Consider the following 13,246-nt stretch of genomic DNA (forward strand, 5'->3'; position numbering starts at 1 on the left):
AGAAGAATATTGCCTTTTTCTTAATTATATCCTAACACAAAGCGGCATAATTTTACATGTCCCTTAAGAGAGTTATAATGAAAAAAGTTTTTGATAATTTCATGAATTTTGAAAGAAGGCCTTTTTATTTGAGTAAAATCAAAACTAAATTATTTCAGCCTCGTCCAACTTGGCAAAAAAATTTGATCGTTTTGTGGTTCGGTACTTTTATGGCTGGTATCGGCTTCAGTCTTGTAATGCCATTTATGTCCTTATACATAGATAGCTTGGGCAGCTACAGCAACCAGCAATTAAACTTTTGGAGCGGGATTACTTTTTCCTCCACCTTCTTAATCACAGCAATCGTTTCACCCTTATGGGGACGGCTAGCCGATCAAAAAGGAAGAAAACTAATGCTGTTACGTGCTTCTTTAGGTATGGCGATCGTTATCAGCTTGATGGGAACTGTTGGAAATGTCTATCAACTGATTGGACTGCGTCTACTTCAAGGTGTCTTCTCAGGTTATATCAGTAATGCGACTGCTCTGGTTGCGACAGGGACGCCTCGTGAAAAGAGTGGACAAGTCCTCGGTACTTTAGCAACTGGTGCTGTGACCGGGAACTTGCTGGGTCCTTTAGTTGGTGGTGTAACTGCCTCGGTTTTCGGCTACCGTCCAACCTTTTTTATTACAGGCAGTATTCTATTTTTAGTCTTTCTGCTTAGTCTGATATTCGTTCATGAAGAATTTACTCCTGTTGAGAAAAAGGATATGCTTCCCGCAAAAGAAATTTTTCACACTTTAAAGTATCCGCATGTCATCATCGGCATGTTCGTGACAACGCTGATTATTCAAGCGTCGAATAATTCGATCAGCCCAATCATCAGCTTATACATACGGCAGCTGATGCATAACCACGGCAACATTACCTTGATCAGCGGTGTAATCGCATCGATTCCAGGTATTGCGACCTTGATCGCAGCTCCGCGGTTTGGACGTCTCGGTGATCGAATCGGCAGTGAAAAAGTATTAGGCATCGGTTTGATTTTTGCCATGCTTGTCTTCTTGCCCATGTCGATCGTTACAAATGTTTGGCAGCTCGCTTTTCTGCGTTTTCTAGTCGGCATTTCCGATGCCTGTCTATTACCGGCTGTTCAAGCATTGATCACAAAATATTCCCCACAAGAAGCTGCTGGGAGAATTTTCAGCTACAATCAATCTTTCCAAGCGGCCGGAAATGTTGTTGGGCCGATGATTGGTTCAAGCGTTTCTTCTCTCTTTGGTTATCGCGGTGTCTTTGTTTCAACTTCAGCATTAGTTTTGACCAACTATCTATTGGTTCACCACAATACCAAAGAAATCGCTCGAAACTACCATCCTACGCAAGAAACACATTAATATCCAAGACATATTAATGGCAACTTTTTCGTTAGTTTCTTATACTAATAGATGATTCTAATGAAAGAAGTGAACAATATGCTTGATGGACAATTAAAGTTTTTAGACTTTTTCCTAAACAACACGATTGAGGGAAAAGAAGCTGAGGCAAAGGAAATTCTGATTAAAAGTTTCGCAGATCAAGAAACCGAGGCTCTGAGCTTGCAAGATTTCAAAAAACTACAAGAAAAACTCTTTCCTTTGATTAAACCTGAAAAACTGAATGAAGTAAAAGTTGCAATGGCGCATTTCGCCCAAAGCCTCGCCTAAAAAAATAGTCATCGTCCTGTATCGACGATGACTATTTCTATTTATTAAATCCTGTTCTACTCCACCATTGCTTCTTCCGAGCTTTTCGCTTCTACGTTAAATAAAGACCGCAAGCATTTCGTTGCCACCATCACACCTAAGCCTAGTAATAAGAAGGCAAAGACTAGCTGCAAGCCATCTGATAGGAACACAAATTGTCCAGCGGCAGGAGCTGCCGGGATCGTTACAAGATAATGCGTCGCATTGAGTAACTTTGTAATCAATCCATAAATTGACATTCCTAATGCCGTAAAGGTTACTGCTAACATGATTCCCATTGGAATATAGAACATAACACCTGATTTTTTTGATGTCTTCATGTAAACCGCTACAGCGATCATAACCATCGCAGCCAATAATTGATTGGCAGAACCGAATAAAGGCCAAACGCTGTTATAGCCGCCCAGCGCTAAAACGAATCCAACGCCTAAGGTAACTACAGTCGCTATATATTTATTCGTCAGCATTTTGGCTAAGCCTTTTTGTTCTACACCCTCTTCATAAAAGAATTCTTGCAGCGACATTCGGCCGATACGAGCAACTGAATCCAGCGAAGTTAAAGCCAACGCTGAAACACACATCGTCATGAAAGCTTGTGCAATATTCAATGGCAAACCAAATTTTGTCAAAAAGCCGGCAACTGAACCAGAAAAAATTTGAAAAGGTGTTCCCGCAGGTAATTGTCCATTTTGAGCGACCGCTCCTGCAACTACTAAAGCGACTACAGCCAATACACATTCACACATCATTGCGCCGTAGCTGATTGGACGCATATGCTTTTCATTCGAGACCTGTTTAGATGAAGTTCCTGAAGAAACCAAGCTGTGGAATCCAGAAACAGCCCCACAGGCAACCGTAATAAACAAAATCGGGAATAAGTATTTCACATTTCCTGTTGCATCTTGTACAGCGAAGCCATTGAAGGCATTCAATTCTACCATCGGTGCTTCCACTAAAAGGCCTAAAACAGCGGCGATGATCATTCCCAACAGCATATAGGTGCTGAGAAAATCACGCGGTGCCATCAATAACCAAATCGGCATAACTGAAGCCAAGAATAAATAAGCAAAGACAATCAACAGCCAAGTCTGTTTATCAGCAAAGATCGGGAACATAATACCAACAGCAAGTGTCGCCAATAAGACTGCGATTCCAAAAGCATGCATGGCAATTCCTTTTAAATGAACCTTTTTCATAAAAAAGCCGACTAATACTGCAGAAACGATGAACAGCATTGAAATCGAAGCTGCCGAAGCATTTGCTGTATTCACTGCTGCCGGGACATCTGGCGTCATTCCATTAAAGGTTGTCGCAACAATATCACCAAAAGCCGCGATAACCAAAAGAGCAAACAGCCAGCAGAATAATAGAAACAGCTTTTTACCAACTTTTCCAATATATTTTTCAATGATCAGACCAATCGATTTTCCTTCATTTTTTACCGAAGCATACAACGCGCCAAAATCATGGACGGCTCCGAAAAATATCCCGCCAAATAGAATCCATAAAAATGCCGGCAGCCAGCCAAACATTGCTGCGATGATTGGACCTGTGACTGGTCCAGCACCAGTAATTGATGAAAACTGATGACTAAATACCACAAACGCCGGTTCAGGAACATAATCATCTCCATCTTCCAGCGCTACCGCAGGGGTCACTGCCTTGGGATTGATCCCCCACTTCTTCTCCAACCAACGGGAATAGATAAAATAGGCAGCAACAAAACAAATAATAGCAAATACTAATAGAACAACACCGTTCATAAACTCACCCAACTCTCTTCATTTTATAATAAATATTTAATTAGTATATTCCCACAATTACATGAGGATGTAAAGAGAATCATTCTAATTTTCAAGAATTTTCTGTAAATATAGCTGAAACAAAAAAATAGGACCACCCATGACAGAGTAGTCCCAGTTTCCTATCGATAATTAAACATATTGTAATTCCTTAGTTTCTTGATAAGCATGGTCGATCAATCCACCGCCTAAGCATTCCATACCGTCGTAGAAAACAACAGCTTGTCCTGGTGTAATTGCTCGAACTGGATCATCAAAAATCACTTCCGCACGCTCGTTTTCTAGTAGGCGAACCGTTACTGGAACATCCTGCTGACGATAGCGGAATTTCGCTGTACATTTGAATTCTGTCGGGTATTTCTCATTCGTTGTGAAATGAATTTCACTGGCATCCAAACTAGTCGCATACAATGCTTCATGATGAAAGCCTTGACCAACATACAAGGTATTGGTAGATAAGTCTTTACCAACAACAAACCATGGATCGTTGGTTTTTCCGCCGCCGCCGATTCCTAGGCCTTGGCGTTGACCGATGGTGTAATACATCAAACCATCATGTGTTCCTTTTTCTTCCCCATCTAAGGTCATCATCTTCCCCTTTTTAGCAGGCAGATAGTTGCTTAAAAATTGTTTGAAATTCTTTTCACCGATGAAGCAGACACCGGTTGAATCTTTTTTCTTCGCAGTAGCCAGCCCAGCTCGTTCAGCGATTGCTCGAACTTCTGGTTTTTGCATGCCGCCTAGTGGGAACATCGTTTTCGCTAATTGTTCTTGCGATAACTGACTCAAGAAATAGGTTTGATCCTTGTTGTTATCCACTCCCCGAAGCATGTGCACGACACCATTTTCGTCCTTTTCAACTTGGGCATAATGACCCGTTGCCACATAGTCCGCACCTAGCTCCAGCGCATAATCCAAGAAAGCTTTGAATTTGATTTCCTTGTTACACATGACATCTGGATTCGGCGTGCGGCCTGCACGGTATTCTGCTAAGAAATATTCAAAGACACGGTCCCAATATTCCTTCTCAAAATTGACAGAATAATAAGGAATGCCGATTTGGGCAGCGACTTTCGCTACATCCTTATAATCTTCTGTTGCGGTACAAACACCATTTTCATCAGTGTCGTCCCAATTTTTCATAAAAATGCCGACTACATCATAACCTTGTTCCTTTAACAACAAAGCTGTTACTGATGAATCGACGCCGCCGCTCATTCCTACGACGACTCGTGTGTTGCTGTTAGACACAGTATCACCATCATTTCAATATAGATTCCGAAAACTCTACGATTTGAAGGTCGCAACTTTTCAGTAATACGCATTATACAACATAAATCCTAATTTTTCGATAAATAATTTTCGAGCAAAAATTTCTCTTGTTCTTTTGTATTGTTTGTATTAATATAAATAATACAAAGGAGGTTAATTAAATGATTCTAGAAATTGATCCTCATTCAGACGAACCGATCTATCTACAGTTGCGAAAACAGATTATCATCGGAATCGCAAAAGGAGAATTAAATCCCAATGAGCAATTGCCTACAGTGCGACAGATTGCGGATGAAATTGGGGTAAATACGATGACCGTGTCGAAAGGCTATCAGCAATTACGTGAAGAGGGCTATTTGTTGACGGATCGGCGCAAAGGAACGATCGTCGCTCCCTTACCTGTCGACTCAAGAGAGACTAACGATAAGAATTTGACGCTCCTATTAGCAGAGCTTTACTTGGCTGAACCAGATGAAACGAAACTCCAAGAAAAAATTCAAGCAATTTTATCTTCCTTTAGAAAGGACAAACTATAATGATGTCATTAATGATTCTAATTATCTTGATAGCATGTAACTTTATTATGGCTTTTGTCAGCAGTCTTGCTGCCAAACCGCACAATTACGTGATTATCGAAAATACGTTTCCTGCGGATAAAATCGATGACCCTAAAGTTATTCATTTTGCAAAAAAATATCGTAAGCGTCAATTTCAATTGGCCTTTATTTTGTCGTTTCTTGACTTAGGCTTATTGATCCCTATGAAGGACTCTAGCTTTATGCTGCTTTTCTTCCTTCTTATGTATGCAACGATCGGCGCAAATTATTTGACCACGATTCGTTACATCCGCAAAGGACATCAATTGATCATTGATAATGATTGGCAGCTGACGACCCAACCAATCCAGATTGATACGAAGCTGGTGCTTGAAAAAAATCGCAAGCTGGTTTCACCATGGTGGTTCTCGGTATCGTTGGTTCTGATTCTTTTATTGAGTGCACTAGTTTATCAGCAAGGTATGCGCGATATGGGGCTGATGCTTCTGGGGATCAATGTGCTAGTTTGGGGGTCATTATTTTTCACTTGGCGAGCTATCGGTCGTCTACCTGTTCGCGCCTTAACCAATGATCAACAGATCAACCAGCAATACAATGATTTGACTAAGTTCTATTGGTCCAGTCTCTCTGTTTTTATGAGCGGCCTGATCAGCTTGATCGTCTACATTCCATTATTGACCATGACTATGAACGCCAAGTTCTTTAACTTCATGATGATCCTAGAATTGATAATGATTCTTCTTTTGTGTGGTGCATCGCTTTGGTGGCTGATCAGCCTTCGACAAAAACAGGATCGATTATTGACGAGCACCACTACTTTTCGTTATTCCGGCGATGATTATTATTGGCGATACGGCTTGTACTACAATCCTGACGATAGACGTTTGATGGTTCCTGACCGGATCGGCATGAATCTTTCAGTCAACTTGGGGAAAATAGGCGGAAAAATCCTTGTCGCTCTTGTCGCTGTGATTCTCGTCGTTGCGATGGTCATTGCGGTTGTTCCATTATATATTCTGGATTACCATCCAGATCCGCTTAGCTATGAAGTAAAAGATGAAGCAGTCGTACTCGACGGTCCTTTTATCAAAGAACAAAAAATTCCATTTGCTCAAATCGAAGAAGTGGAATTGGTTAATCATCTGCCATTTCGTGGTATTCGCACAAACGGCTTTGCAACAGAAAACTACGCAACCGGCCACTACCGATTAGATGGGAAACCTGCTATTTTATTTGTGGATCACGATTCTAAACCCATTTTAAAAATCGTTACAAAGAATCGCAATTACTTTTATACAAATAAAAAGCCGGTAAAGACAAAGACGCTTTATCAAAAAATCCACCAATCTGGAAATTAAAAAACAGCAAGACCTTTTCCCTGACTGTAGGAAAAGTCTTGCTGTTCTTATTAATGACTTCAGTCAGTTTCGCTCGTGTTAGCGAGTGAAACAAAAAAACCGCGCGTTTCTACGCGTGGACGAAAGAGCTTTAGCGTTAAAAACTCCTTTCGATATACTACTAAGTGGCTACCAACCACTCATTTTATCGAAAGGAGTTTTTCTATGCCATCAAATGACGACAAAAGTTTATCACATACACGTTGGAATTGTAAGTACCACATCGTGTTCACACCAAAATACAGAAGGAAAGTAATTTATGGTGAGTTAAGAAAAGATATCGGAAGAATTTTGCGTAAACTTTGTGAGATGAAAGAAGTAGAAATCATCGAAGCTCATGCAATGCCAGATCATATCCACATGTTAGTAAGAGTTCCACCGAAAATAAGCATTTCTCAGTTCATGGGATTTTTAAAAGGCAGAAGTGCGACTCTGATCCATGAGCAGCATGGAAACTTAGTCTATAAATATGGGAATAAAAGTTTCTGGTCCAAAGGATATTACGTAAGTACAGTGGGGTTGAATCAAAAGACAATCGCAAAATATATAAGAGAGCAGGAATCAGATGATCGTATTCGAGATAGTATAAGTAAACGAGAATACGTCGATCCATTCAAGAGTAAGAAAAAGAAATAAAGTAGCGAGCGCCGAGCGGTTGGCGGTCTTTTAGAAAGCTCCATTTATGGAGTATGTGAGTGGGGACCTCTTCTAGAGGTGTTAAAAAGCCACCCGTTTTCACGGGTGGATGGGTTACTTTGTTAGTCCACTGTCCCAATACGATTTGGCGGCCAAAAAACAAATTTTACATTAGTCAAAATGGCTTCTTCATCAATCATGCCAATGATGCGGCCATCCTTTGAAATGCGGCGATTATCCCCCAAGACAAACAGCTGTCCGGCAGGAACCTTTTCGTAACCAAACAAGCTTTGCAAATCAAAATCATTCGTTAATGGTTGACCATCGGTTAATTTGCCTTTGAACTCATCCAGATAAGACTCCTCATACTTCTTTCCATTAATATACAGCTGATCATTCTTATATGCCACTGTATCTCCCGGTAAACCAATCACACGTTTGACATAATCCCTTCCTGGGTCATCTGGCGCTGGAAAAGTGACGATGTCAAAGCGTTCAATCTCAGCAAGCTTCAATCCAAACATCCGCTCTCCATCATTGATCGTCGGCTTCATCGAATCCCCAATCGCCTCAACCGGTGAAAAAACATAATGCCGTAACGCGATAACCGCACCAACCATGACCACATAAAAAAGAATCGATTTCGCAATTTCTTTTGCTTTCATTATTTACCCCCTTAAAAATATCTTCGTTAGTCGTTACTTTCAATTTACCATAGAGCTTCTGTTGCGGATAGTTTAACTGGTAATTCTTATTAAAACAAAAAAATAGAAAAAGACAGTCCTGCCTCCTTCTACTTTAATTTCTTTATCTCCGCTTCTTTATAATTGGCGATTTCATCGATTAAGTTCTCAGAAATCGGTGTGCCGAATGGGAGCGGTGTTTTAAGAAAACCACGTTCCGGAGCATCCACACCAACATTGATGTCTTCTGCGATCGGCATACTATAATTATGGATATGTCCATGCAGGTTGCGGATATTCAATGTTTTTCCTAAGAGCATTGGATAGTGAGTCAGATAATATTGATGATGATTGAACTTGACGATTGCACCCACATCATGGAATTCGAACTTATCCTCACCATTGGCAAGCTTTGGGTCATGAGTCTCTAAATACCTGAAAAATGTTCGAGAATCATGATTGCCTTTGATAAAAACGATCTTCCCTTTTAATTGCACTAGTTGCTCCAAAATATCGGGAAAGCCTTTTTCGTATTGCGGATGCATTGCCACATCGCCTAAATGATAGACAGTATCCTTTTCATTCACGACTGCATTCCACGCGTGGATCATTTGTTGATTCATCTTTTCGACAGAATCAAACAAGCGCGGCGCAAAATCATTGTCGCCTAAAAGATTTTCGTGAAAATAATGTGTGTCTGATATAAAATATTTCATTCTGTTCACCTACAAACGAATTCTGATTCTTTCTTTTATTTTACCATCTCTGCCAAAAAAATGCGCTTGAACCGCCGTCAATCAGAAAAAGAAGACCACCAACTCATACTTGGTAGCCTTGCTTTTGTAAAAGTGCTTGATATTTTAATTTGATAATCGTAATAACTGCTTCTAATTGAGTCAGGTCTTCAACCTTTGTCGCATCGAATTCTTTTGTCCGTTTAAAAGATTTCCCCGTATCAATCAAATGGAAGATTTGGTTCCATTTTTCAAATTCAGAAAGGTTGTTGAGATTCGCGATCGGAAAAGCGGCACCATCACAAATTTCCCATAGACGGAAGACCAAAAAGGCTGTATCGATCACTTCCATCTTTCCTTTTTTCTTCCTACATGCAACAATCACTTTTTCAGGATTATACTCCAGATACCAATCTAGGAGAATAAAAAAAGCCTCCCAACGATAGCTGTCGCGGAACATTTTTTGCGTGTCGGGCATATCACGAAAAATCAGCGGAACTAAGTATTTCTTTTTATACTTCCAACAAGGAATCCCGTCAATGAAGTAATCAACATAACGAGTCAAGTAGCTGTTTCCTTCATAGTCGCTGATATAATAATCCTCTACACCATATTTTTGGAACTCTTTCGTCAGATTGGCACAGTCTTCAATTGAGACGGTCAGCCCTGACAAGAGACGGAAATCAGAAATAATTTTGTGATGCTCGATTGTATGTACCTTGTGAACCAACTTCTCACCTTCGTTTCCAACAAATTTCTTAGTATTAGTGTACCATAATCTTTCCAAAATTAAGCTTTTAAGCGTTAAAAAGATTTAGAAAAAAAGGTGAATATAGAAAAAAGAAAGCGGATTATAATTGTATCGCCTGCTAATGAGCCGCCAACTAAAAAAATAGTCATTATATCTAATGATTAAATAACCATCGTTTTAATTTCTGCGCAAAAAAAAAACGGATCTTATCTGTATAGATAAAATCCGTCTTAAACTTAAACTTCTTTTTTTACAAACAATCCACGGTCAATCATTCCATCCAGCAGGAAGTAGAATTTTTCCTGAACCATTTCTTGTTTCGAATCTTTAAAGATATCAACAGCTTTTAATCCGTTAGCAGTCGTTACCGACATTTTCAACGTACTGAGATCTTTTGATACCGTGATTTTTAACTTGAAGCCTTCTTTACTTTGGGGTGTTGCTTGTAGTGGACGGATCAATTGAAAATTACCCGAACTAGTCTCAGTAAAACCATTATCTCGCAATGTATACTTTTTAGCAGTCGGTGCTAATTCATATTGGTATTTTGACCCTTTGATCGTCGCTGTTTTTGCAAATGCCATTTACTCACCTCATCATTTTTTCTTTCATTCTTAATTATAAAGATAAGTAACTGTCATTTCAATCTACTTTGCTAGTTCTTGCAAACTAGCCACTAGCTGATTCGCAAAGTATTCTATCTGTTCCATGGTATTTCCATAACCAAAGCTTACACGCAACGATTCTTTTACTTCCTGCGCATTCTTTCCATACATCGCTTCTAACACATGGGATGGATCAACCGTACCGGCCGTACAAGCCGAACCTGTAGAAACTGCGATCCCTCGTAAATCCAGCTTCATCAATAATAAATCATTGATAATTCCAGCAAAACGAAGATTCAACACATGAGGCAGCTTGTTACTCAAATCGCCATTCACCTGATAATCAATGCCCGCTTGATCTAATGTCGTTAAAATCGTCTGAGTAAACTGATCGTAGAGTGCACGACGTTTTTCTCGTTCCTCTTCAGTCAATAGTTCAACGGCCTTCGCTAGTCCGCAAATACCGGCTAAGTTCTCAGTCCCTGCACGACGCTTTTCTTCCTGCTCACCGCCGCGAAGTAACGGTGCCAGCTTTGCTGCGTCACTTTTATATAGAAAACCAACACCCTTTGGTCCATTGATTTTATGGGCTGAGATACTTAAAAAATCAATCCCCAATTCATGAGGACGAATCCATTGATTTCCATAAGCCTGAACCGCATCCGTATGGAAATAAGCAGGGTGATCTTTTAATCGCTCGCCGATTTCCCTGATCGGCATCAAATTACCGATCTCATTGTTCCCATACATAATCGAAACTAAGGTCGTATCTGGTCGCAGACTAGCTTCAAAATCATCTAATGAAATAGCTCCTTTGCGATCCACCGGCAAATAAGTCACTTCAAAACCCTGTGTTTCTAAATACTTCATCGTATTGATTACCGCTGGATGTTCAATCTGGGTCGTGATCAAATGCCGGCCTTCTTTTTGGCGTCCAAAGGCAGTCTCTAAAATCGCTGTGTTATCGCCTTCGGTCCCGCCACTATTGAAGATGATCTCGTGATTTTTTACACCAAGACTCTTCCCAATAACTTCTCGTGCCTCTTCCAATTTGCTGGCAGCCTGTCGACCAAAAGAATGGACACTTGATGGATTACCAAACGTTTCCGCCATGACTTCTGTCATCGCCGCGATCACCTCTGGATGCATGGGACTCGTTGCTGCATGATCTAAATAAATAGTTTCCACAAACCTTCGAACCTTTCTTTATATGAAGTATTTCTACAAAAAAAGGACATAGGACAATCATTTGTCTTAGCCCTCAAATATAGATAAACGTCAGAACAGGAAGCAGCTTCTTCAATGTTCCATTGAAAATTTTGAAGCTGCTATCCATTCTCCTGAGCTCTTTTATTCGTAATCCTTTGGTTCCATCGTAAATAATGGACTAACCGATTCATTTTCATGAATCCGTTTGACTCCTTCACCCATCAATTCTGCACAACTGATAATCGATAGTTTTTCAGGGTGACGCTCTGGACCGGTCAAGACAGAATCAGTAATACAAATATCCTTGATATCGGCAGCGTCTAAGTTTTCTTTCGCTGGAGGTGATAGCAAGCCATGAGAAGCACAAGCAACGACTTCCTTCGCGCCAGCTTTCTTCAATGTTTTTGAGGCATTGGAGAAAACCTCTCCGGTGTTTAAAATGTCGTCTACCATGATACAGCAGCGGCCTTCTACATCACCAATGACATAGCCAGATTCCGGATTGCCTTCTTCTGCGACATCAACGATTGCGATCGCTGTATCTAAATATTCCGCTAAGCTGCGAGCACGCTGAACCCCGCTATTTTTCGGAGAAACAACTACATAATCATCCCCTACCATTCCACGGCGGCGATAATAATGGGCAAACAGCGGCATCGTAAACAAATTGTCAACAGGAATATCAAAGAAGCCTTGGACCTGCACAGTGTGTAAATCGAGTGTCAGAACTCTTGTTGCACCTGCATCTGAAAGTAAATTCGCAATCAATTTTGCTGTGATCGGCTCATGCGGTTTAGCTGTTCGATCTTGTCGTGCATAACCATAATAAGGCAATACAACATTGATTGTTTTCGCACTTGCTCGTTTCAATGCATCGATCATGATCAACAATTCCAAATAATAATCATTCACGGGTTCATTAGTCGATTGGATCAGATAAACATCAAACCCTCGGACCGTCTCTTCCAGATTGATAGAGATTTCTCCATCACTGAACTGTTTGACAGTGCTTTTCCCTAATGGCACGCCACAGACATCGGCGATTTTTTCAGCCAATGGTCTGTTCCCATTTAGGCTAAAAATTTTAAATTTTTCGTTACTTTCTTCTGACATGGTGTCCCTCCAAGTATTTTTGTACCATCAGTTTAACATATTTTTAGTTATTTGATGCAGATTTTACTTTTCATTTTGAAAGTCAGAACAAACTCCTTCAGCTTTTTAGGAAATAGATTATTTTCTTTGGGAAACCAATGAAATCGTTCCATTTCCCCACGTTGCAGGAATTACTGCGGCACTCTTTCCCCAATTATCATGAATTTTATAAAATTTTTGCCCATCTGAGGTCTCCATAAACCCATGTACAACGACCCAATGATTTTTGTAGCTGCTGCCAAGTAACTGCAAAAGCCCAATCATGACAGGCTCACCGGCCATGATACGCTTCGTTACTCGCTGCCACGAGCCTGCTGCCGTCCCTCTTGCTCGATAAGGAATCCGATAGCGTCTAAAAAAATGATTCAAGCCCAAAGAAATTTGCAATGGAACGGTTGGAAAATCGATCGGCTGTAACAAGGGCTGCAGTGCATGAATCAATTCTTCGTTTTGGTCGCTGCCCTTTTCTCTCAACCCCTTTGGAATACATCCTTCGTCCAACTGGTCTTGCCAATATGCCAACAGCACACTGCTGGCATAAGTCCCGCATAAGAATCCGCGCGGCGTCTTCCACTCGCGATATGTTTCAAAGCTTTTTAGTTCGATCCATTGATCAATCGGATAGTTCATTTTCTCACCACCTATCATTTACTTTTAAGTTATATCCTAGCTGTATATCCAGCTTCAGTAAGATTTACAGAACGTTATGTACACGAAGCAGCAA

General features: G+C 40.5%; 14 protein-coding genes. 5 read left to right on the plus strand and 9 right to left on the minus strand.

Going from position 1 to position 13,246, the window contains the following annotated elements; genetic code table 11:
• The first annotated feature begins 101 nt into the window (after positions 1–101).
• Together IGI67_RS07325 and IGI67_RS07330 are read left to right on the plus strand one after the other, a co-directional pair.
• Positions 102–1,376 (plus strand): multidrug efflux MFS transporter, encoded by a 1,275-nt coding sequence (locus IGI67_RS07325; protein ID WP_429958620.1) that lies wholly within the window; start codon positions 102–104, stop codon positions 1,374–1,376.
• A 60-nt stretch (positions 1,377–1,436) separates the two neighbouring features.
• A complete protein-coding gene (locus IGI67_RS07330) occupies positions 1,437–1,685 on the plus strand; it encodes a hypothetical protein (protein WP_429957264.1) in 249 nt (82 codons plus the stop codon).
• A gap of 56 nt (positions 1,686–1,741) precedes the next feature.
• On the opposite strand, the gene IGI67_RS07335 is transcribed toward IGI67_RS07330, so the two are convergent.
• Positions 1,742–3,487, minus strand: a complete 1,746-nt coding sequence (locus IGI67_RS07335; RefSeq protein WP_429957265.1) for a carbon starvation CstA family protein — start codon at positions 3,485–3,487, stop codon at positions 1,742–1,744.
• A 171-nt stretch (positions 3,488–3,658) separates the two neighbouring features.
• A complete protein-coding gene (gene mnmA / locus IGI67_RS07340) occupies positions 3,659–4,777 on the minus strand; it encodes a tRNA 2-thiouridine(34) synthase MnmA (protein WP_207110288.1) in 1,119 nt (372 codons plus the stop codon).
• Between the two features lie 182 nt (positions 4,778–4,959).
• Here mnmA and IGI67_RS07345 point away from each other — a divergent pair, with 182 nt between their 5' ends.
• The 3 genes from IGI67_RS07345 to tnpA all read left to right on the plus strand — a co-directional run bounded on the left by IGI67_RS07345 (position 4,960) and on the right by tnpA (position 7,388).
• Positions 4,960–5,334: a GntR family transcriptional regulator gene (locus IGI67_RS07345; protein WP_429957266.1), complete on the plus strand. Its 375-nt coding sequence runs from the start codon at positions 4,960–4,962 to the stop codon at positions 5,332–5,334.
• A complete protein-coding gene (locus IGI67_RS07350) occupies positions 5,334–6,713 on the plus strand; it encodes a PH domain-containing protein (protein ID WP_429957267.1) in 1,380 nt (459 codons plus the stop codon). The genes IGI67_RS07345 and IGI67_RS07350 overlap by 1 nt, the downstream gene beginning before the upstream one ends.
• A 204-nt stretch (positions 6,714–6,917) precedes the next feature.
• Positions 6,918–7,388: an IS200/IS605 family transposase gene (gene tnpA, locus IGI67_RS07355; protein ID WP_429956540.1), complete on the plus strand. Its 471-nt coding sequence runs from the start codon at positions 6,918–6,920 to the stop codon at positions 7,386–7,388.
• Between the two features lie 122 nt (positions 7,389–7,510).
• Here the strand turns inward: tnpA and lepB are convergent, their stop codons facing one another.
• The 7 genes from lepB to IGI67_RS07390 form a co-directional block, all read right to left on the minus strand.
• Positions 7,511–8,053 carry a signal peptidase I gene (lepB, locus tag IGI67_RS07360; protein WP_429957268.1) on the minus strand — a complete coding sequence of 181 codons (543 nt, stop codon included), beginning with the start codon at positions 8,051–8,053 and terminating at the stop codon, positions 7,511–7,513.
• A 128-nt stretch (positions 8,054–8,181) separates the two neighbouring features.
• Positions 8,182–8,787, minus strand: a complete 606-nt coding sequence (locus tag IGI67_RS07365; RefSeq protein ID WP_429957269.1) for a metallophosphoesterase family protein — start codon at positions 8,785–8,787, stop codon at positions 8,182–8,184.
• A gap of 103 nt (positions 8,788–8,890) precedes the next feature.
• The gene (locus IGI67_RS07370) at positions 8,891–9,535 is read right to left on the minus strand and encodes a hypothetical protein (RefSeq protein WP_207110314.1); all 645 of its coding nucleotides are present in this window, start codon (positions 9,533–9,535) and stop codon (positions 8,891–8,893) included.
• 257 nt (positions 9,536–9,792) lie between these two features.
• Positions 9,793–10,140 carry a DUF1831 domain-containing protein gene (locus IGI67_RS07375; RefSeq protein ID WP_207110283.1) on the minus strand — a complete coding sequence of 116 codons (348 nt, stop codon included), beginning with the start codon at positions 10,138–10,140 and terminating at the stop codon, positions 9,793–9,795.
• Between the two features lie 63 nt (positions 10,141–10,203).
• Positions 10,204–11,349 carry a cysteine desulfurase family protein gene (locus IGI67_RS07380; RefSeq protein ID WP_429957270.1) on the minus strand — a complete coding sequence of 382 codons (1,146 nt, stop codon included), beginning with the start codon at positions 11,347–11,349 and terminating at the stop codon, positions 10,204–10,206.
• A 162-nt stretch (positions 11,350–11,511) separates the two neighbouring features.
• The gene (locus IGI67_RS07385) at positions 11,512–12,483 is read right to left on the minus strand and encodes a ribose-phosphate diphosphokinase (protein WP_429957271.1); all 972 of its coding nucleotides are present in this window, start codon (positions 12,481–12,483) and stop codon (positions 11,512–11,514) included.
• Between the two features lie 117 nt (positions 12,484–12,600).
• A complete protein-coding gene (locus tag IGI67_RS07390; protein WP_429957272.1) occupies positions 12,601–13,152 on the minus strand; it encodes a hypothetical protein in 552 nt (183 codons plus the stop codon).
• Positions 13,153–13,246 lie beyond the last annotated feature (94 nt).

It is taken from the genome of Enterococcus sp. AZ196 (genome assembly GCF_050498845.1).
Lineage (GTDB): Bacteria > Bacillota > Bacilli > Lactobacillales > Enterococcaceae > Enterococcus_A > Enterococcus_A murrayae.